Here is an 18,975-nt window from a genome sequence, read left to right on the forward strand (position 1 = left end):
ATTGCTCTTCGCCGTAGGCCCGGGGCTGATGCCCCGGGAACCCCGGCGAGAAAGGCTGACGAAATCCATGACGATGACCGACCCGATCGCAGACATGCTCACGCGTCTGCGTAACGCCAACCAGGCGTACCACGATCAGGTGAAGATGCCCTACTCCAAGATCAAGGCGAACATCGCCGAGGTCTTGAAGGCCGAGGGTTACATCGCCACCTGGTCGGTCGAGGAGCCCGAGGAGGGCGCCGTCGGCAAGCGACTGGTCGTCGAGCTGAAGTACGGCCAGAACCGCGAGCGGAGCCTGGCCGGCATCAAGCGCGTGTCCAAGCCCGGTCTCCGGGTGTACGCCAAGTCGGACGGGCTCCCGCGGGTGCTCGGTGGGCTGGGCGTGGCGATCATTTCGACGTCCCAGGGGCTGCTGACCGACCGGCAGGCCCGCAAGCGGAGTGTTGGCGGGGAAGTCCTCGCCTTCGTCTGGTAACGGGAGACAGGTAGAAATGTCGCGAATTGGACGTAAGTCGATCCCGGTGCCAGCCGGCGTCGACATCACGATCGACGGGCAGACCGTCAAGGTCAAGGGGCCCAAGGGCCAGCTTGAGCACATCCTCGCCGAGCCGATCACGATCGAGCGGGCCGAGGACGGGCAGCTGAGCGTCAACCGGCCGAACGACGAGCGCAAGGCCAAGGAGCTCCACGGCCTGAGCCGTACGCTGGTTGCCAACATGATCGTCGGGGTCACCGAGGGCTACCGCAAGAGCCTGGAGATCGCCGGCACCGGTTACCGGGTCACCGCCAAGGGTTCGGACCTCGAGTTCGCGCTCGGGTTCTCGCACCCGGTGGTCGTCTCCGCCCCGGCGGGCATCACCTTCACGGTGGAGCGGCCGACGCTGTTCCACGTGGCTGGCATCGACAAGCAGCAGGTCGGTGAGGTCGCCGCCAACATCCGGAAGATCCGCCCGCCGGAGCCCTACAAGGGCAAGGGCGTCAAGTACCAGGGCGAGGTCATCCGCCGCAAGGCTGGAAAGGCAGGTAAGAAGTGAGCGCCACGCTGCTCAAGCGCCGCCGCGGTGTCGCCGCCAAGCGCGCCGTTGGGCGTGCGCGTCGACACTTCCGCGTCCGCAAGAATGTCAGCGGTACGGCCGAGCGTCCGCGCCTGGTCGTCACCCGCTCCCTGCGGCACATGGTCGCCCAGGTCGTCGACGACACCAAGGGTCACACCCTGGCGTCGGCGTCGACCCTGGACGCCTCGCTGCGCGGTGCGGAGGGCGACAAGAGCGCCCTGGCTGGCAAGGTGGGCGCCCTGCTCGCCGAGCGGGCCAAGGCCGCCGGCGTCTCCAAGGTCGTCTTCGACCGCGGTGGCAACCGGTACGCGGGGCGGGTCGCCGCGCTTGCCGATGCTGCCCGCGAAGCCGGGCTCGAGTTCTAACAACCCCGTCACGAGAGAGAAGGAAGGCTGCTGATGCCAGGTCAACAGCGCCGTGGCGGCGGGTCCGGTGGCAACGAGGGTGGTCGCCGCGACAACCGCCGTGAGGGCGGCCGCGGAAACGCGCCCGTCGAGAAGACCCCGCACCTTGAGCGGGTCGTCGCGATCAACCGCGTCGCCAAGGTCGTGAAGGGTGGTCGTCGCTTCAGCTTCACCGCCCTGGTGATCGTGGGCGACGGCGACGGCACGGTCGGCGTGGGCTACGGAAAGGCCAAGGAGGTGCCCGCGGCCATCGCCAAGGGTGTCGAGGAGGCCAAGAAGCACTTCTTCAAGGTGCCGCGCATCGGTGCCTCGATCCCGCACCCGGTGCAGGGCGAGGACGCGGCCGGTGTGGTGCTGCTCAAGCCGGCCTCGGCCGGTACGGGTGTCATCGCCGGCGGCCCGGTGCGTGCGGTGCTGGAGTGCGCTGGGATCCACGACGTGCTCTCCAAGAGCCTCGGCTCGTCGAACCCGATCAACATCGTGCACGCCACCGTGGCGGCCCTGAAGGGGCTCGAGTCCCCCGAGCAGGTCGCGGCGCGTCGTGGTCTGCCGGTGGAGGACGTCGCGCCGGCCGCCATGCTGGCGTCGCGGGCGGGGGTGGCGTCCTGATGGCACGCCTGAAGGTCACCCAGCTCCGGTCCGGTATCGGGACCAAGCACAACCAGCGTGAGTCGCTGCGTTCGCTCGGTCTCAAGCGGATCAACGATGTGGTGGTCAAGGAGGACCGGCCCGAGATCCGCGGCATGATCTTCACTGTGAGCCACCTCGTGAAGGTCGAGGAGGTCGAGTAATGACGATCAAGGTGCATCACCTGCGCCCGGCGCCCGGTTCCAAGACCGCGAAGACCCGTGTGGGTCGCGGTGAGGGTTCCAAGGGCAAGACCGCTGGTCGCGGTACGAAGGGCTCCAAGGCCCGCAAGAACATCTCGGCGGCGTTCGAGGGTGGGCAGATGCCCATCCACATGCGCCTGCCGAAGATGAAGGGCTTCAAGAACAAGTTCAAGGTGGTCTTCCAGGTGGTCAACCTGGACCGACTGGCTGAGCTGTTCCCGAATGGTGGTCAGGTCGGTCCGCTGGAGCTGGTCGAGTCCGGCGCGGTCCGCAAGGGCCACCCGGTCAAGGTCCTCGGCACCGGGGACCTCGGCGGTGTGGCGCTCCAGGTGTCTGCGCACGCGTTCAGTGCGTCGGCCAAGGAGAAGATCGCCGCCGCCGGTGGCTCCGTCACCGAGCTGTAAGGCTTACGACCATGGCGCCCGTCCAGTTGAGAGCAACTGGCGGGCGCCATGGTCTGCCTGGGGCCTGAGCGCCCGGTAACATCGGAATCGATTTATGTAGTCGGGCGCATCTGCCCGGACCGGGGTGAGGCTGTTAGAGTCCCATCCCAGCCATGGATTGCGGGCACTCGCCCGTGATCCACCCCGACCCGCCAGGGATCACCGGCGGCCCGCCTCGCGCAGGAGGAAGAAGTTGCTGTCCGCCTTTCTCAGTGCGTTCCGTACGCCTGACCTGCGCAAGAAGCTGCTGTTCACAGTAGGCATCATCGCGGTCTACCGGCTGGGTGCAACGCTCCCCAGCCCGGGCGTCTCGTACGGCAACGTGCAGAAGTGCCTCGACACCATCCAGGGTGACACCACCTCGGTGGTGAACCTTCTGAACCTCTTCTCCGGCGGAGCGCTGCTACAGCTCTCGGTCTTCGCGCTGGGCATCATGCCCTACATCACCGCGTCGATCATCCTGCAGCTGCTGACCGTCGTGATCCCCCGTCTGGAGCAGCTCCGCAAGGAGGGCCAGGCCGGTCAGGCGAAGATCACCCAGTACACCCGCTACCTGACCCTCGGTCTCGGTGTGCTGCAGGCCTCGGCGTTCGTGGCCCTGGCCCGCTCCGGCCAGCTGTTCCAGAACAAGTGCGACCAGTTCCCGATCATCCCCACCGGCACCGGCATCCCGGACTGGCTGACCCTGGCCATCCTGGTGATGACGATGACCGCCGGTACCGGCATGGTCATGTGGCTCGGCGAGCTGATCACCGACCGCGGCGTCGGCAACGGCATGTCCGTCCTGATCTTCACCTCGATCGCGGCGCGGCTGCCCAGTGAGGGCTGGCAGATCAAGACCAGCAAGGGCTGGGACATGTTCGCCCTGGTCATCGCGCTGGTCCTGGTGGTCATCACCGCGGTCACCTTCATCGAGCAGGCCCAGCGCCGGATCCCGGTGCAGTACGCCAAGCGGATGATCGGCCGGCGGATGTACGGCGGCACCTCGACCTACATCCCGCTCAAGGTCAACCAGGCTGGTGTGATCCCGGTCATCTTCGGCTCGTCGCTGCTCTACCTGCCGCAGTTGGCGCTGCAGTTCTTCGACCAGACCGACCCGGGCAAGACGCAGTCGTGGATCCAGAACAACCTGGTCAACCCGAGCAGCCCGATCTACATCTCGGTCTACTTCCTGCTGATCATCTTCTTCACGTACTTCTACGTCTCGATCACGTTCAACCCGACCGAGGTCGCGGACAACATGAAGAAGTACGGCGGGTTCGTGCCGGGCATCCGCCCGGGCAAGCCGACCGCCGACTACCTGGACTTCATCCTCAGCCGGATCACCCTGCCGGGCGCGCTCTACCTCGGCGTCATCTCGATCCTGCCGAACTTCTTCTTCATCTGGCTGGACAACCAGCAGTACCAGAACTTCCCGTTCGGCGGCACCGCTGTGCTCATCATGGTCGGCGTCGGTCTGGAGACCGTGAAGCAGATCGAGAGCCAACTCATGCAGCGGAACTACGAAGGGTTCCTGCGGTAGATGAGACTCGTTCTGGTTGGCCCGCCGGGCGCGGGCAAGGGCACGCAGGCCGAGTTCATCGCCGCGCACCTCTCGGTGCCGAAGATCTCGACCGGAGACATCTTCCGGTCGAACGTCACCCAGGGCACGCCGCTCGGTGTCGAGGCGAAGCGGTACATGGACGCGGGCGAGCTGGTTCCGGACGAGGTCACCATCAACATGGTCCGGGACCGGCTGGCCGAGCCCGACGCCAGCGAGGGTTTTCTGCTCGACGGCTTCCCGCGGACGACCCCGCAGGCGGCCGCTCTGGACAAGCTCCTCGCCGATCTGGGCACCGCCCTGGATCTGGTCCTGGAGCTTGTCGTCGACGACGACGAGGTGATCCGGCGGCTCTCCGGTCGGCGTACCTGCCGGGGCTGCGGCAAGATCTGGCACGTCGAGTTCGACGCCACCACCCGGCCCGGCATCTGTGACCGGTGCGGCGCCGAGCTGTTCCAGCGCGACGACGACAAGCCGGAGACGATCGCCACGCGGCTCCGCGAGTACAGCGAGAAGACCGCACCCCTGGTCGACTACTACGGCGCCCAGGGCAAGCTGGTCGGGATCGACGCGACCGGGCCGGTGGAGGACGTCACCACCCGGGCCATCGACGCGTTGCGGTCGTACAGCGGCTGAGGTCCGGCCGGGCCACGGCGGATAGAGTGCGAACAGCGGGGTACGCGGTATGTGCCCCGCTGTTCGGCAACGAAAGGTAAACGCTCCATGCGTCGTCCCCAGCTGGACATCCAGCTGAAGACCCCTGACCAGATCGAGAAGATGCGGGCCGCCGGGCTGGTGGTGGCCGAGGCGCTCCGCCGGATGCGGGAGGCTGTCGCCCCCGGCGTGAGCACCGCCGATCTGGACGCCATCGCCGAGGCGACGATCCGTGAGGCGGGTGGCGTCCCGTCGTTCAAGGGCTATCACGGGTTTCCGGCGTCGATCTGCTCCTCGGTCAACGAGCAGATCGTGCACGCCATCCCGTCGCCGAAGCAGGTGCTGCAGGCCGGGGACCTGATCTCCATCGACTGCGGCGCGGTGCTGGACGGGTGGCACGGCGACTCGGCGATCACGGTCGGGGTCGGCGAGGTCGACCCGGCGCTGCTGAAGATGGCGGAGGTCGCCGAGGACGCCATGTGGGCCGGCATCGCCGCCGCCGCGCGTGGGGCGGCAAGCGGCAAGGGGCGCCTCACCGACATCTCGCACGCCGTGGAGACCGCGGTCCGCAAGGGCGGCCGGTACGGCATCGTCGACGGTTACGGCGGGCACGGCATCGGCACCGAGATGCACCAGGATCCGCACGTGCTCAACCACGGTCGGCCGGGCAAGGGCCCGCGACTGGTCACCGGCATGGCGCTTGCCATCGAGCCGATGATCACCATGGCGTCGCCGCGTACCGTCGAGTTGGCCGACGGCTGGACGGTCGTCACCCGGGACGGCTCGGTGGCCGCGCACGTCGAGCATTCGATGGCGCTGCTGCCGGACGGGGTCTGGGTGCTCACCGCGTTCGACGGTGGCCGCGCCCGCCTGGGCGATCTGGTCACCGCCCGCCAGCCCGCCGCCTCGACGACCTCCTGACCGGCCCCGCTTTCGATCATGAAGTTGTTGCCCTGGCATGCCGGTGAGGCTGACAACAACCTCATGATCGACCGGCCTCCGGGGTGAGGCGGGACTGGCGCGACGGTGGCATGCTTGCCGGCATGGACGGGCGCGACGGGATGCGAGCCGCGGACTCCGACCGCGCGGCGGTGGCCGACAGGTTGCGGGTCGCCCTCGACGAGGGGCGACTGGATCTGCACGAGTACGACGAGCGGTTGCAGCGGGCCTACGCGGCACGCACGTACGCCGATCTTGAGGCCCTGCTCACCGACCTGCCGCCGGTGGCGCCGGCGCAGAGGTCGGCCCTGGCGCCCGCCGTCGGGCCGACGGTGAGCCTGCTGGGTGACCAACCAGATCCGGCCCTCGCCAGGGGCGTCACCGCCCGCTGGTTGGGTGAGGTGTGGTTTCCGTATCTCCGGGTGGTTCCGATCGTGGTGGCCATCTGGGCGGTTACGTCACTGCTCAGTCAGGATCTGCTCTACTTCTGGCCGGGTTGGGTGGCGGGGCCGTGGGGCGCGGTGCTCGTGGTGCGGTCGGTGGCAGGGCTCGCCGCGAAGGAGCCCCAACGCGAAGCCATCAAGCGCCAACGTCGCCGAGAGCGCAAACAGGCAAAGCGCGCCCAGAAACCGCACGACCCCCCACCAACCCCCTGAACCGACCCCGGCCGTCCTGGCCGCTGGTGCCCCACGCCCCGGTTGATCATGAAGTTGTTGCCGCCGACTCCGGCGTGTCATGACCACAACTTCATGATCAACGTGGCCGGGCGGGGGGTTGTTCGGGTGGGCCTGGGGTTCGATGGGTGGTCGGTTTGGCGGGCGCCTGCTGGCGGGCGTACACTTTCAGATCGGCGCACAGCGTCCACTCCGGCATGCCCACCCTGCGCTTCGGTGGGAGCTGGAGCCGCGGCTGGCGCGGGCTTCTGATTCTGATCAGATTTCCGTGTAAGACGTTGTGGGCCGCCCGGAGCAATCGACGTCAGGACAGCGGAGGACATGCCGAAAAAAGACGGAGCCATTGAGATCGAGGGTCGGGTCATCGAGCCCCTGCCGAACGCCATGTTCCGGGTGGAGCTCGCGAACGGCCACAAGGTGTTGGCTCACATCAGCGGCAAGATGCGGCAGCACTACATCCGCATCCTTCCGGAGGACCGGGTCGTCGTCGAACTTTCGCCGTACGACCTGACCCGCGGGCGCATCGTCTACCGCTACAAGTAGTCCTGACGACGGCCGGGAAGTCCCGTGTCCGTCTTCGACGTCCGGTCTCGCGCAACGCGTCGCCGGGCCAGATGGGAAGTAAGGCAACCGTGAAGGTCAAGCCGAGCGTCAAGAGGATCTGCAACAAGTGCCGGGTTATCCGCCGGCACGGCCGGGTCATGGTCATTTGCAGCGACCCGCGCCACAAGCAGCGCCAGGGCTGATTCAGCCCGTCCGGCCGGAGCACGGCCGGGTGGCGTTGGTCCAGGCAGATCCCCAGCGACACACACATCACACATGCTCGTCCCAGCCGCGGGCGGTACGCCAGACGTACCTCTTCGTGGCTGACCCCCGGTCGGAGGCCGGGGCCCGCTCGGGCAGCGACCGATCCCGGTCGCCGGCGCGCATCGCGTCGGAAAGACGGGACGGCCGGTAGCGGGGTGGGACGGGTCCACACCTCCGCCACACAACACGAGGAGTACGCCCGCACATGGCACGTCTAGTCGGCGTGGACCTCCCCCGCGAGAAGCGGTTGGAGATCGCGCTCACCTACATCTTCGGGGTCGGTCGCACCCGCGCCCTGGAGACACTCGCCGCCACCGGCATCTCGCCGGACAAGCGCGCTCGGGACCTCACGGACGAGGAGCTCGTGCAGCTCCGCGACCACATCGAGGGCAACTACAAGGTTGAAGGCGACCTGCGCCGCGAGGTCGCCGCTGACATCCGCCGCAAGGTCGAGATCGGCTGCTACGCCGGCATCCGGCACCGCCGGGGCCTGCCCGTGCGTGGCCAGCGGACCAAGACCAACGCCCGGACCCGCAAGGGCCCGAAGCGGACCGTCGCCGGCAAGAAGAAGCCCGGCAAGAAGTAATTCCTGAACCGGAACTCCAGCTGGCCCTGTCGAGGTAGGCCAGGCCGCATCCGGTTCCGGAATGTCAACTAGGAGCGCACAGACTTATGCCACCGAAGGCTCGTGCCGGAGCCGCTGTTAAGAAGGTCCGGCGCAAGGAACGCAAGAACGTCGCCCACGGGCAGGCGCACATCAAGAGCACGTTCAACAACACCATCGTGTCCATCACGGACCCGACCGGTGCGGTCATCTCCTGGGCCTCCGCTGGCCAGGTCGGCTTCAAGGGCTCCCGCAAGTCGACTCCGTTCGCCGCGCAGCTGGCCGCCGAGGCTGCCGCGCGTCGCGCCATGGAGCACGGCATGCGCAAGGTCGACGTGTTCGTCAAGGGTCCCGGCTCCGGCCGGGAGACCGCCATCCGTTCGCTGCAGGCTGTGGGCCTCGAGGTCGGGCAGATCTCCGACGTCACGCCGCAGCCGCACAACGGGTGCCGTCCGCCGAAGCGTCGCCGGGTCTGAGAGGTAGAGAGAGATGGCTCGTTACACCGGTGCTGACTGCCGCCGTTGCCGGCGGGAGAAGATGAAGCTGTTCCTCAAGGGCAGCAAGTGCGATGGTCCGAAGTGCCCGTTCGAGTCCCGGCCGTTCCCGCCCGGGCAGCACGGCCGCGGCCGCACCAAGGAGACGGAGTACCTGCTCCAGCTCCGTGAGAAGCAGAAGGCCCGCCGGGTTTACGGCGTGCTGGAGAAGCAGTTCCGCGGTTACTACGAGGAAGCCGTTGGCAAGCAGGCCAAGACCGGTGAGGTCCTCCTGCAGATCCTCGAGTCGCGGCTGGACAACGTCGTTTACCGGGCCGGCTACGCCCACTCGCGGGACATGGCCCGCCAGCTGGTCAAGCACGGTCACTTCACGGTGAACGGCAAGAAGGTCGACATCCCGTCGTACCGCGTCAAGGAGCACGACATCATCGAGGTTCGGGGCAAGAGCAAGGAGCTCACCCCGTTCGTCGTCGCGCAGGCTCAGGCCGGCTCGAAGACGGTTCCGGCGTGGCTCGAGGCCATCCCGAGCCAGATGAAGGTGCTCGTGCACTCCCTCCCGGCCCGGCAGGTCATCGACACGCAGGTCCAGGAGCAGTTGATCGTCGAGCTCTACTCCAAGTAGTCGGGCTCGTTGCGGTGGCCCGCCCTCCGGGGCGGGCCACCGGAACAGTTTGTGTCGTGGGCGTCAAATAGCGGGCGTCCCGGAAGAGAAGAGACAAGATGCTCATCAGTCAGCGACCCTCCCTCTCCGAGGAGTCGATCAACGAGACCCGCTCCCGGTTCGCCATCGAGCCGCTCGAGCCGGGCTTCGGCTACACCCTGGGCAACTCGCTGCGGCGCACGCTGCTGTCGTCGATCCCGGGCGCGGCCGTCACCTCGATCAAGATCGACGGTGTGCTGCACGAGTTCACCACGATCCCCGGTGTCAAGGAGGACGTGGTCGAGCTCGTCATGAACATCAAGGAGCTGTGCGTCAGCTCCGAGCACGACGAGCCGGTCAGCATGTACCTGCGTAAGCAGGGTCCGGGCGACGTCACCGCTGGCGACATCCAGCCGCCGGCCGGCGTCTCGGTGCACAACCCGGATCTCAAGCTCGCCACCCTGAACGGCAAGGGCCGGCTCGACATGGAGCTGACCGTCGAGCGGGGTCGGGGCTACGTGACGGCGGCGCAGAACAAGCAGTCCGGCGCCGAGATCGGCCGGATCCCGGTCGACTCGATCTACTCGCCGGTGCTGAAGGTGACCTACCGCGTCGAGGCGACCCGTGTCGAGCAGCGCACGGACTTCGACCGGCTGATCATCGACGTCGAGACCAAGCCGTCGATGGGTCCGCGTACCGCGCTGGCCTCCGCCGGTTCGACGCTCGTGGAGCTGTTCGGGCTCGCCCGTGAGCTGGACGAGACCGCCGAGGGCATCGACATCGGGCCGTCCCCGCAGGACGCCCAGCTGGCGGCGGACCTCGCCCTGCCGATCGAGGAGCTGGACCTCACCGTCCGCTCCTACAACTGCCTCAAGCGCGAGGGCATCAACTCCGTTGGTGAGCTCATCGGGCGTACCGAGGCCGACCTCCTCGACATTCGCAACTTCGGTCAGAAGTCGATCGACGAGGTCAAGATGAAGCTCGCCGGGATGGGTCTCGGGCTGAAGGACTCGGCTCCGAACTTCGACCCGGCGCACGTCGTGGACACCTTCGGCGAGGCCGACTACGACACCGACGACTACCGCGAGACCGAGCAGCTCTAGTCCGCGCTGCCGCCACAACTGAGGAGCACCAAAAATGCCCACGCCCACCAAGGGCCCCCGCCTCGGCGGCAGCCCCTCGCACGAGCGGCTGATGCTCGCCAACCTGGCGACCGCGCTGTTCCAGCACGGCAAGATCCAGACCACCGAGACGAAGGCCCGGCGGCTGCGCCCGCTGGCCGAGCAGCTCATCACCAAGGCCAAGCGCGGTGACCTCGCCTCGCGGCGGCGGGTGCTGGGCGTCGTCAAGGACAAGGACGTGGTCTACGCCCTGTTCGACCAGATCGCGCCCCGGTACGCCAACCGCCCCGGCGGTTACACCCGGATCGTGAAGACCGGCCCGCGCAAGGGTGACGCCGCTCCGATGGCGATCATCGAGCTGGTGGAGGAGCTTCAGGTCGCCGAGCCGAAGGCGAACAAGAAGACCGCCGCCCGCAAGGCCGCGCAGCAGGACAAGGTCGAGGCGCTCGCCCCGGCCGACGAGGCCCCGAAGTCGGCCCCGGCCGACCAGGACTCCGAGGCGCCGGTGTCGGCGTCCGGTGACACCGACGCCGCCCGCGAGGACAGCGACGAGGCCACCGAGAACAAGGCCTGATCAAGGGCATCGTCGGGCCCGGCACCCCAGTGGGGGTGTCGGGCCCGACCCGTAACGGGAGGTACGAGGTGGACGAGCGGATCCGGCTGCGGCTGGACGTCTCGTACGACGGCACCGGCTTCTCCGGTTGGGCAGCCCAGCCGACCCGGCGCACCGTCGCGGGGGTGCTCGTCGAGACCTTGGACCTGGTCCTCGGTGTCGGTACGGCCACCGGACTGACGGTGGCCGGGCGCACCGACGCCGGGGTGCACGCCACCGGGCAGGTGTGCCACCTGGACCTGCCGGTGGAGGTATGGCGAGAGCACGAGGGCCGGCTGCTGCGTCGCCTGGCCCGGCTGCTCCCCACCGACGTCCGCGTACGTGCGATGACCGAGGTGCCGGCCGACTTCGACGCCCGGTTCTCGGCCACCTTCCGGCGTTACGAGTACCGGGTCACCGATGAGCCCTTCGGTGCCGAACCGCTGCGCCGGCACGAGGTGCTGGCCTGGCCGAAGCCGTTGGACCTGGCCGCGTTGAACGCCGCCGCGGCCGGGCTGGTGGGGGAGCACGACTTCGCCGCGTACTGCCGGCGCAAGGAGAACGCGACCACGCTGCGCGAGGTGACCCGGCTGGACTGGCGTCGCGACCCGGACGGCATCCTGGTCGCGACCGTGCAGGCCGACGCGTTCTGCCAGGCGATGGTGCGCAGCCTGGTGGGGGCCATGCTGGTGGCCGGGGACGGCCGTCGTCCGGCCGAGTGGCCGGGCACGCTGCTGACCCAGCGGGAGCGGTCCAGCGAGGTGACCGTGGCACCCGCGCGAGGGCTGACCCTGGTCGCCGTCGGCTACCCGGCGGATCCGGCCGAGTACGCCGACCGCGCCACCCTCACCAGGCGGTTGCGGGTGCCGGTCGAGGGCTGACCGCCGCCGGGTCAGTCGCCCGGCAGGCTCCCGTCGCCGCCCTGGTTGGCGTTACTGCCGGTCGGGGCGGCCGTCGGTTGCGCGGCGGTGCCGCCGTCGGCGCGGCTCTGCAGCACGCCCCGGCTGAGGTGCAGCTCGATCATGTCGAACAGGATCTCGCGGACCTTGGCGTCACCCGCTTTGATCGCCGTCCCGTCCTTGCGGACCACGAGCGCGTACGCCAGGTAGTGGCCACGGACCTGCCAGCCGACGCGGGCCGGAGCGCTGGCCAGGACATCGGTGCCGTCACCGTCGTTTGCGGTGAGACCACGGAAACGGCCCTGCCGCTCGTCGAGCAGTTGCCGGAGCCGGTCCCGGGCTCGTTCCGCGCTGACCTTGTCGGTGAGGTTGAACAGGCCGCTGGTGACCAGGTGGTCGCCGTCGGGCGTGCTCAGTGTGGCCCGGACGATCTGGTTGCAGCCGAGGCGGACCAGCAGGTCGGCGACCTCGTCGGTGGCGGCGACGGCGCAACTGCCACTGGACTGGGTCTTGAGCACCTGATAGCTCGGCTGGCCGTCGGTGAGTTTCAGTTCCTTGCCGGGGAAGAGTTCCTTGGCGGTGAGCGGCGCCTGGTCGGTGTCCCGGGAGTCGAGGGCCAACCGATCCGCCGCGGCCGACGTCGGGGCGGCGTTCGGCTGGTACGTCGGGTTGCTCTGCGGGGCTTCGTTCCGGTCGATGAGTAGCGCGGCGGCGCCGAGGCCGCAGAGAGCGAGCAGCACCAGGACGGCCGCGCCACCGATCAGGACCTGCCACAGTCGGCCGCCGCCGCGCCGGGCGGGCGGCTCCACCGGCATTGCCGAGGTGTAGATCTGGCTGCGCGGCGGGGCCGGTGGGACGTCGGCGCGAGCCGGCAGTGGCTGCGGCGCAGTGGCGCGACCCGGCCCGGGCTGTGGTATGTCGCGGGTCGGGGCGGATCCCGACGATGGCAGCGAGAGTTGGTTGGGCCGGGGCAGCGACGGCGTGGGGAAGCGCGACGGAGAGGGCCCGGCCGGCGGGGGCGAACCGGCGCCGAGCATCGACAGGTCGGACCCGGGCTCCGGGTACTCCTCGAAAGCGTCCTCATCGGACTGGTACCGATACACCATGTCGCCTAGAGTAGAAGTCATTGTCCCTTTAGGGGGTAATTTTGGGTAAATGTGTGCGTGGGCCGTGCCAGGCCCGGCACCGGCCGGTGCGAGAATCGTCGGGTGACCGGCGACCACTACTTCACCGCTCAGCCCACCAGCGACGCCCCGCCGCGGGAGGTCGAGTTCTCCGTCGCCGACCGCGACTACCGGCTCGCCTCGGCCGGCGGGGTCTTCTCCGCAAGCCGACTCGACCCAGGCACCGCAGTCCTCCTGCGCAAGGCCGAGCTGCCCGCCGCCGACACCGCCGGAGACCTACTCGACCTCGGTTGCGGCTTCGGGCCGATCAGCTGCGTGCTCGCCGACCTCGCGCCCGCGAGCACCATCTGGGCCGTCGACGTCAACGCCCGGGCCCGTGAGCTGACCGCCGCCAACGCGGCTCGGGTGGGCGCGGGCGACCGGGTCCGGGTCAGCGCACCCGACGACGTTCCGGAGGGCGTCCGCTTCGCCCAGCTCTGGTCCAACCCACCCATCCGGATCGGCAAGGACGGGCTGCACGACCTGCTGCTGCGTTGGCTGCCTCGACTCACCCCGGACGGCGTCGGCTGGTTGGTCGTCGCCAGGCACCTCGGCGGCGACTCGCTGCAACGCTGGCTCACCGAGCAGAGTTGGCAGGTCGAGCGGTACGCCAGCCAGAAGGGCTTCCGGGTGCTGCGCGTCACCCGGTAATTGGATATACCCCCGACGCGCACTGGGGCAGGATCCCGGCGTGGGATACGTGGACGTGGCAGCGGTCGGGCACATCCTGCCCGACGGTCGGGAACTCTTCGCCGACGTGTCGTTCCGGGTCGGCGAGGGCAGCAAGGTAGCCCTGGTCGGGCCGAACGGCGCGGGAAAGACGACGCTGCTGAGAATGGTCGCCGGCGACCTGCCGGTGCGCACCGGTGTCGTCGCCCGGGCCGGTGGGCTGGGCGTGATGCGCCAGTTCATCGGCATGATCGGCGACGACTCGACCCTCGCCGACCTGGCGCTGTCACTGGCTCCGCCGTCGCTACGCGACGCCGGCCGCCGGCTCGGTGAGACGGAGACTGCCATGCGCGCCGCCGAGGCCCACGGCAAGTTCAGCAACGCCGCAGGCAAGGCCCAGCTGGCGTACGCCGACGCGCTCGGCGCCTGGGGCGAGGCCGGCGGGTACGACGCCGAGGTGCTCTTCGACACCGTCGCGACGATCGTGCTCGACAAGCAGTGGGACGCCGTCCGGGACCGGCCGGTGCGGACCCTCTCCGGCGGCCAGCAGAAACGTTTCGCCCTGGAGTTGCTGCTGCGCGGCCCGGACGAGGTGCTGCTGCTCGACGAACCGGACAACTTCCTCGACGTGCCCGGCAAGCGCTGGCTGGAGGCGCGGCTGCGCGAGTCGGCGAAGTCGGTGCTCTACGTCTCGCACGACCGCGAGCTGTTGGCCCAGAGCGCCGACCGGGTGGTCGCCGTCGAGGGTGGCAGCGCCTGGGTGCACCCGGGCGGCTTCGCCAGCTGGCACGAGGCGCGGGTGGCTCGGCACGCCCGCCTCGACGAGCTGCGTCGACGCTGGGACGAGGAGCACCAGAAGCTGCGCGAGCTGATGCTGATGTACAAGCAGAAGGCCGCGTACAACGACGGTTTGGCCTCGCGTTACCAGGCCGCGCAGACCCGGTTGCGCAAGTTCGAGGAGGCCGGGCCGCCGCCCGTACCCCCGAAGGACCAGGACATCCGGATGCGCCTCAGCGGCGGACGGACCGGCAAGCGCGCGGTCGTCTGCGAACAGCTGGAGCTGGACGGCCTGACCTTCCCCTTCGACCTGGAGATCTGGTACGGCGATCGGGTGGCGGTGCTCGGTGCCAACGGCACCGGCAAGTCGCACTTCCTGCGCCTGCTGGCTCGCGGCGGCACCGACCCGGACCCGGCGAACGGGCCGGTCGACGGCGCGGGTCTGCTGGCGCCGGTGGCGCACGACGGTACGGCCCGTCTCGGTGCCCGGGTCCGTCCCGGCCACTTCTCCCAGACCCACGACCGGCCGGAGCTGATGTCGAAGACGCTCGTCGAGATCCTGTGGCGGGGCGACGAGCACCGCGCCGGTTTGGACCGGCACGCGGCGATGGGGGTGCTCAGTCGGTACGAACTGGCCGCGCAGGGTGACCAGCGCTTCGGGACGCTCTCCGGCGGGCAGCAGGCCCGTTTCCTGGTGCTGCTGCTGGAGCTGTCCGGGGCGACGCTGCTGCTGCTCGACGAACCCACCGACAACCTCGACCTGGCCAGCGCGGAAGCTCTCGAAGCGGGCCTGAACGCCTTCGAGGGGACGGTGATCGCGGTCACCCACGACCGGTGGTTCACCAGGTCCTTCGACCGGTTCGTGCTGTTCCGGGGCGACAGCGAGGTGGTGGAGACCCCGGAACCGGTCTGGGACGTCGGGTGATCGCCGCCGCCGGGCGACTCGGGCTCCGACACGACTAGGACGGGACCAGGCGTTCGAGGCGGCGGCGGGCCTCCTCGGCCGCGGGCTCGCCCACGTCCTCGTAGATTCGCACGGCCTGGTGCCAGGCGGAGGCGGCAGCGGTCAGGTCACCCATCCCTTCCCGGGTGTCCCCGAGTCGGATGAGGGTCTCCGCCTCGTGGTAGCGGTCGGCGGAGTCGCGAAAGAGTTGGATCGCCTGCTCGTAGCAGTCGGCCGCGCGGTCGCGCTCTCCGAGGCGGTCGTAGGCGAAGCCAAGGCTGTCGAGCGTCGCGGCCTGGCCGTTGCGGTCGTCGCTCTGTCGTTGCCGGTCGAGTGCTTCGGTGCAGCTCTCGATGGCCTGGGCGTAGTCGCCGGTGGTGGCCAGCAGCCAACCGATCGCGTTGAGTGTGCGAGCTTCACCCGAACGGTTACCGGCCAGCCGGTAGAGCCGTAGCGCCTCGCGACCGTGTGCGAGGGCCTCGTCGAAGCGGCCGTCCAGATAGCAGAGTTCACAGTAGTTGTGCAGCGTCTGCGCCTGACCCGTCGGATCGCCGAGGCGTTCGTGCAGCTCGAGTGCGCGCTTCAGCCGGTGCTCGGCGGCATCGCGGTCGCCGAGTCGGGTCAGCGCACGGGAGAGCAACCGGTTGGCGGCAGCCTGACCGGCGAGGTCGTCGATCTTCTCTGCGGCGGCCAGCGCGACCCGTTGGATGTCGAGCTGGTCCTGCCACAGGCCACGCGGTGCGACGAAGGTGTTCAACGCCCAGGCGACCTGCCAGGCGTACGCTTCGAACCCGTTCTCGGCGGCCTGCCGAACCACCCGAATCAGCACCCGGTGCTCCGCCGTGAACCAGGCGAGCGCTCCACCGTGATCGGTCACCGGCCGTCTGGCGGGCACGGGTAGCGGCGGCACCGGCTCGATCGGGGGCCACTGCGGCTGGAGCAGTAGCGCGGCCGGATAGGCGGCGTGCAGGTAGTGGTCGTACAGGCGCTGCCGGGCGGCGGCACGTTCGTCGGCGCGCTTCGACGACTCAGCGAGCTCGGCCGCGTAGGCGCGTAGAAGATCGTGGAAGGCGTATCGGCCAGGCGTGTGCTCGGCCAGCAGATTGAGCCGGGTCAACTCCCGCAGTCGTGGAGTGACGGCTGCGAGAGGCATGCCCGCGAGTGCCGCAGCCGCGGCGGCGGTCAGATCCGGGCCGGGATGCAGCCCCAGCAGAGTGAACAATCGGGCCGCTTCCTGCCCCAGGGCCAGGTACGACCAGGAGAAGACGCGCCGCACGTCGCCGTCGGCCAACACGTCGAGCCGTGCCTCGGTGGAGTGCAATTCGGCGGCGATGGCGTTGAGCGGAAACGTGGGATGGGTGGCGACGCGTGCCGCCACTATCGCCAGCGCCAGCGGAAGCCGGCCAGCGGCCTCGACGATGTCGGCCACCGCGGCCGGCTCGCCGGAAAGGCGGTCGGCCCCGAGCCGGCCGGCGAGCAGGCTCGTCGACTCCTCCGCCGTGAGCACGTCCAGTGTCAGCGGCACCGCGCACTCGGCGGCGATCAGGCCGCCGAGACGGTCACGGCTGGTGACCACGACCATGCAGCCGCCGGCACCGGGCAACAGGGCGCGAACCTGGGTGGAGTCGCGGGCGTTGTCGAGCACCACGAGCATCCGGCGGGAGGCCAGCAGACTGCGGTAGAGGCCAGAACGGGCCTCCATGCCGGCGGGTATCCGGGCGTGGGGCACGCCGAGCGCTTCGAGGAACTCGGACAGGGCGTCGAGCGGGGACACCACCCCGGCCTCGTCGTAACCCCGGAGGTTGACATAGAGCTGGCCGTCGGGGAAGCGGTCGGCGACCCGGTGCGCCCAGTGCAGCGCCAGGGCGGTCTTGCCAACGCCAGCCATGCCGGACACCGCGGAGATGACCACGGTGCTCGACCTCTGTGCACTGCCGCCCAGTAGCGCGTCGAGGTCGGCCAGCTCGGCGCTGCGGCCGACGAACTCGGGTACCGCTCGCGGCAACTGCTCGGGACGCAGGATGTGCGGCCCCGGCACCGGCCCGTCCGACCCCGATGGCGGTTGCGCTGCCAATTCCGGCCGGTGATGCAGGATGTCGTCATAGACCTTGACGAGTTCCGGTGCGGGATCGAGGCCGGTCTCCTCCGCCAGCGCCTGCCGAGCCTGCCGGAAGGCGTCCAGGGCGCCGGCCACGTCTCCGATGCGGTACAGGCCCACCATCAGCTGGCCCCAGGCCCGCTGCCGCAGCGGGTGCCGGTCGAGCAGGGCCCGCAGTCGGCGCACCACGTCGGCCGGAGCGTCGAGCGCCAGCACCGCCTCGGCGTAGTCCTCCTCGACGAGTAGCCTGCGTTCCTCGAACTGCGCCACCCGCCTCGCGAGCGCCGAACGCAGGGGCAGGTCCGACAGTGGTGCCCCGCGCCACAGGCCCAGCGCGGCGGAGAGCTCGGCCTCGGCACGCGCGACGTCGGAGGCGGCGAGAGCGTCGCGCCCCCGAGCCGCCGCGGCGTCGAAGAGGTCGAGGTCCCGCTCGTCGAGGCCCACCCGGAGCACGTATCCGCCCGCCACAGCGGTTATCCCGTCCCAGGACGCCCCGTCGCCCAGTGACTGCCGCAACCCGCGCACGTAGGTGCGCAGGTTCGCGGCGGCCGACGCCGGCTCTTCGTCGCCCCACAGCATCGAGGTCAACTCGTTGGTGCCGACGACCTCGTTGGGACGCAGCAACAGAGTGGCCAACAGGAGACGTTGCTTCACCGAGCCCAGCGGAACCGGCTGGCCTTCGCGGTACACCCGGAACGGACCAAGGATCTCGAAACGCAACCAGGCACCTCACAGGTGGTCGTTGCAATCCGGAGGCGCGCCGCACGCGGGATGACGGGGCGGGTGACCTGTACGCCAGTTGTACGGCGTATGTACCGGCCCCACCTTACCTTTCAAGCGTTCCGTCGCCCATCCGAAGTAGACACCACCCAGGCAAGGAGATGCATGTCTTCGTTCCACTCCGTCCGCCGCGTACTCCGTAAGGCTGCGGTGCCCGCAGTCGGCGCGGCACTGGCCATCGGCATCAACGTCACGGTCGCCACGCCGGCTGCGGCAAGCGGCTCCTACACCGGCCGGGCGTACGTCCACGGCACCGGTGGGGTATCTGACGACTTCGACGACGAGGGCGTCGTCAACGTCAGCACGCACCGCAACTCGAACGTCACCTGCCTGTGGCAGACGATCCTGTGGGCAAATGGTTACCTGCCCTCGTCCGGCATCGATGGCGTCTTCGGCGACCAGACCGATGCCGCAACGAGGAACTTCCAGCGCGACAAGAGCCTCGGCGCGGACGGCTCAGCTGGCCGCAACAGCTGGACGAAGGCCGGCGACAAGCTCGTGCAGGACGACGACCAGAACGGGTGGCGGTACGTGGTGTACCACGGGGCAAGGGGTTCCCGCAGCCCGTACAGCGCGCACCAGTTCGTCCTGCAGCGGTCGCCCGACGGGAACTACAGGTTCTACCCGCCTCAGGGCGGCGGCCCCTACTGGGCCACCTACAACAGCCGTTCCTGCTGATCCCCAGCTCCGCGCGTCTCCAGGGGTCGCTGGGCGTTGATCGCCCGGCGGCCCCTGGAGGGCCGGGCCGTCGGCCGAGGCCCTGCCGAGCTTGCCGCGGCGCTGCCCGTGAGCTCTGCACCGAGGTGCGCTCGGTCGAGCCGCCGCCGAGGTGGGGCACGTCCGGCCGGC

General features: G+C 69.3%; 23 protein-coding genes. 21 read left to right on the plus strand and 2 right to left on the minus strand.

The features are described from left to right. The first annotated feature begins 67 nt into the window (after positions 1-67). The 18 genes from rpsH (at position 68) to truA (ending at position 11,678) form a co-directional block, all read left to right on the plus strand. Positions 68-475 (plus strand): 30S ribosomal protein S8, encoded by a 408-nt coding sequence (gene rpsH / locus ACWER9_RS23595; protein WP_007465270.1) that lies wholly within the window; start codon positions 68-70, stop codon positions 473-475. Between the two features lie 16 nt (positions 476-491). Next, on the plus strand, positions 492-1,034 hold the full coding sequence (gene rplF, locus ACWER9_RS23600) for a 50S ribosomal protein L6 (protein WP_357355002.1): 543 nt from the start codon (positions 492-494) through the stop codon (positions 1,032-1,034). Next, positions 1,031-1,420, plus strand: a complete 390-nt coding sequence (rplR, locus tag ACWER9_RS23605) for a 50S ribosomal protein L18 (RefSeq protein ID WP_091402381.1) — start codon at positions 1,031-1,033, stop codon at positions 1,418-1,420. Before rplF ends, rplR begins: the two co-directional genes overlap by 4 nt. 33 nt (positions 1,421-1,453) lie before the next feature. Further along, entirely contained in the window at positions 1,454-2,068 is a 615-nt protein-coding gene (gene rpsE, locus ACWER9_RS23610; protein ID WP_088987583.1) for a 30S ribosomal protein S5, read from the plus strand. Then, positions 2,068-2,250: a 50S ribosomal protein L30 gene (rpmD, locus tag ACWER9_RS23615; protein WP_007465262.1), complete on the plus strand. Its 183-nt coding sequence runs from the start codon at positions 2,068-2,070 to the stop codon at positions 2,248-2,250. The genes rpsE and rpmD overlap by 1 nt, the downstream gene beginning before the upstream one ends. After that, positions 2,250-2,693, plus strand: a complete 444-nt coding sequence (gene rplO, locus ACWER9_RS23620; protein ID WP_030329906.1) for a 50S ribosomal protein L15 — start codon at positions 2,250-2,252, stop codon at positions 2,691-2,693. The genes rpmD and rplO overlap by 1 nt, the downstream gene beginning before the upstream one ends. 232 nt (positions 2,694-2,925) lie before the next feature. Further along, positions 2,926-4,254, plus strand: coding sequence for a preprotein translocase subunit SecY (gene secY, locus ACWER9_RS23625; protein ID WP_452303889.1), 1,329 nt, complete (start codon positions 2,926-2,928; stop codon positions 4,252-4,254). Then, positions 4,255-4,908 carry an adenylate kinase gene (locus tag ACWER9_RS23630; RefSeq protein WP_452303890.1) on the plus strand — a complete coding sequence of 218 codons (654 nt, stop codon included), beginning with the start codon at positions 4,255-4,257 and terminating at the stop codon, positions 4,906-4,908. Positions 4,909-4,995: 87 nt separating this feature from the next. Next, complete coding sequence (gene map / locus ACWER9_RS23635; protein ID WP_452303891.1) at positions 4,996-5,847, plus strand: type I methionyl aminopeptidase; 852 nt, start codon at positions 4,996-4,998, stop codon at positions 5,845-5,847. Positions 5,848-5,969: 122 nt separating this feature from the next. Then, complete coding sequence (locus ACWER9_RS23640; RefSeq protein WP_452303892.1) at positions 5,970-6,521, plus strand: DUF1707 SHOCT-like domain-containing protein; 552 nt, start codon at positions 5,970-5,972, stop codon at positions 6,519-6,521. Between the two features lie 339 nt (positions 6,522-6,860). Beyond that, complete coding sequence (infA, locus tag ACWER9_RS23645) at positions 6,861-7,082, plus strand: translation initiation factor IF-1 (protein ID WP_007073013.1); 222 nt, start codon at positions 6,861-6,863, stop codon at positions 7,080-7,082. Positions 7,083-7,171: 89 nt separating this feature from the next. Then, positions 7,172-7,285, plus strand: a complete 114-nt coding sequence (gene rpmJ / locus ACWER9_RS23650) for a 50S ribosomal protein L36 (protein WP_043965539.1) — start codon at positions 7,172-7,174, stop codon at positions 7,283-7,285. Between the two features lie 266 nt (positions 7,286-7,551). Beyond that, the gene (gene rpsM, locus ACWER9_RS23655; protein WP_030329917.1) at positions 7,552-7,932 is read left to right on the plus strand and encodes a 30S ribosomal protein S13; all 381 of its coding nucleotides are present in this window, start codon (positions 7,552-7,554) and stop codon (positions 7,930-7,932) included. Between the two features lie 86 nt (positions 7,933-8,018). Continuing rightward, positions 8,019-8,426, plus strand: coding sequence for a 30S ribosomal protein S11 (gene rpsK, locus ACWER9_RS23660; RefSeq protein WP_007073011.1), 408 nt, complete (start codon positions 8,019-8,021; stop codon positions 8,424-8,426). A gap of 13 nt (positions 8,427-8,439) precedes the next feature. After that, positions 8,440-9,066, plus strand: a complete 627-nt coding sequence (rpsD, locus tag ACWER9_RS23665; RefSeq protein ID WP_007465229.1) for a 30S ribosomal protein S4 — start codon at positions 8,440-8,442, stop codon at positions 9,064-9,066. Between the two features lie 98 nt (positions 9,067-9,164). After that, on the plus strand, positions 9,165-10,187 hold the full coding sequence (locus ACWER9_RS23670; protein ID WP_007465227.1) for a DNA-directed RNA polymerase subunit alpha: 1,023 nt from the start codon (positions 9,165-9,167) through the stop codon (positions 10,185-10,187). 34 nt (positions 10,188-10,221) lie between these two features. Continuing rightward, positions 10,222-10,779, plus strand: coding sequence for a 50S ribosomal protein L17 (gene rplQ / locus ACWER9_RS23675; protein WP_452303893.1), 558 nt, complete (start codon positions 10,222-10,224; stop codon positions 10,777-10,779). A 68-nt stretch (positions 10,780-10,847) separates the two neighbouring features. Then, positions 10,848-11,678, plus strand: coding sequence for a tRNA pseudouridine(38-40) synthase TruA (gene truA, locus ACWER9_RS23680; RefSeq protein ID WP_452303894.1), 831 nt, complete (start codon positions 10,848-10,850; stop codon positions 11,676-11,678). 11 nt (positions 11,679-11,689) lie between these two features. Here truA and ACWER9_RS23685 read toward each other — a convergent pair whose 3' ends face one another. Next, complete coding sequence (locus tag ACWER9_RS23685; RefSeq protein WP_452303895.1) at positions 11,690-12,802, minus strand: hypothetical protein; 1,113 nt, start codon at positions 12,800-12,802, stop codon at positions 11,690-11,692. Between the two features lie 102 nt (positions 12,803-12,904). Between ACWER9_RS23685 and ACWER9_RS23690 the strand changes: the two genes are divergently transcribed. After that, positions 12,905-13,510, plus strand: a complete 606-nt coding sequence (locus ACWER9_RS23690; protein WP_452303896.1) for a class I SAM-dependent methyltransferase — start codon at positions 12,905-12,907, stop codon at positions 13,508-13,510. 40 nt (positions 13,511-13,550) lie between these two features. Beyond that, on the plus strand, positions 13,551-15,230 hold the full coding sequence (locus ACWER9_RS23695; protein ID WP_452303897.1) for an ABC-F family ATP-binding cassette domain-containing protein: 1,680 nt from the start codon (positions 13,551-13,553) through the stop codon (positions 15,228-15,230). A gap of 34 nt (positions 15,231-15,264) precedes the next feature. Here ACWER9_RS23695 and ACWER9_RS23700 read toward each other — a convergent pair whose 3' ends face one another. Beyond that, positions 15,265-18,066, minus strand: a complete 2,802-nt coding sequence (locus ACWER9_RS23700) for a BTAD domain-containing putative transcriptional regulator (RefSeq protein ID WP_452303898.1) — start codon at positions 18,064-18,066, stop codon at positions 15,265-15,267. A 165-nt stretch (positions 18,067-18,231) separates the two neighbouring features. Between ACWER9_RS23700 and ACWER9_RS23705 the strand changes: the two genes are divergently transcribed. Further along, the gene (locus ACWER9_RS23705; protein ID WP_452303899.1) at positions 18,232-18,804 is read left to right on the plus strand and encodes a peptidoglycan-binding domain-containing protein; all 573 of its coding nucleotides are present in this window, start codon (positions 18,232-18,234) and stop codon (positions 18,802-18,804) included. The last annotated feature ends 171 nt before the right edge of the window (positions 18,805-18,975 follow it).

The sequence above is a fragment of the Micromonospora sp. NPDC003944 genome, from assembly GCF_053605225.1.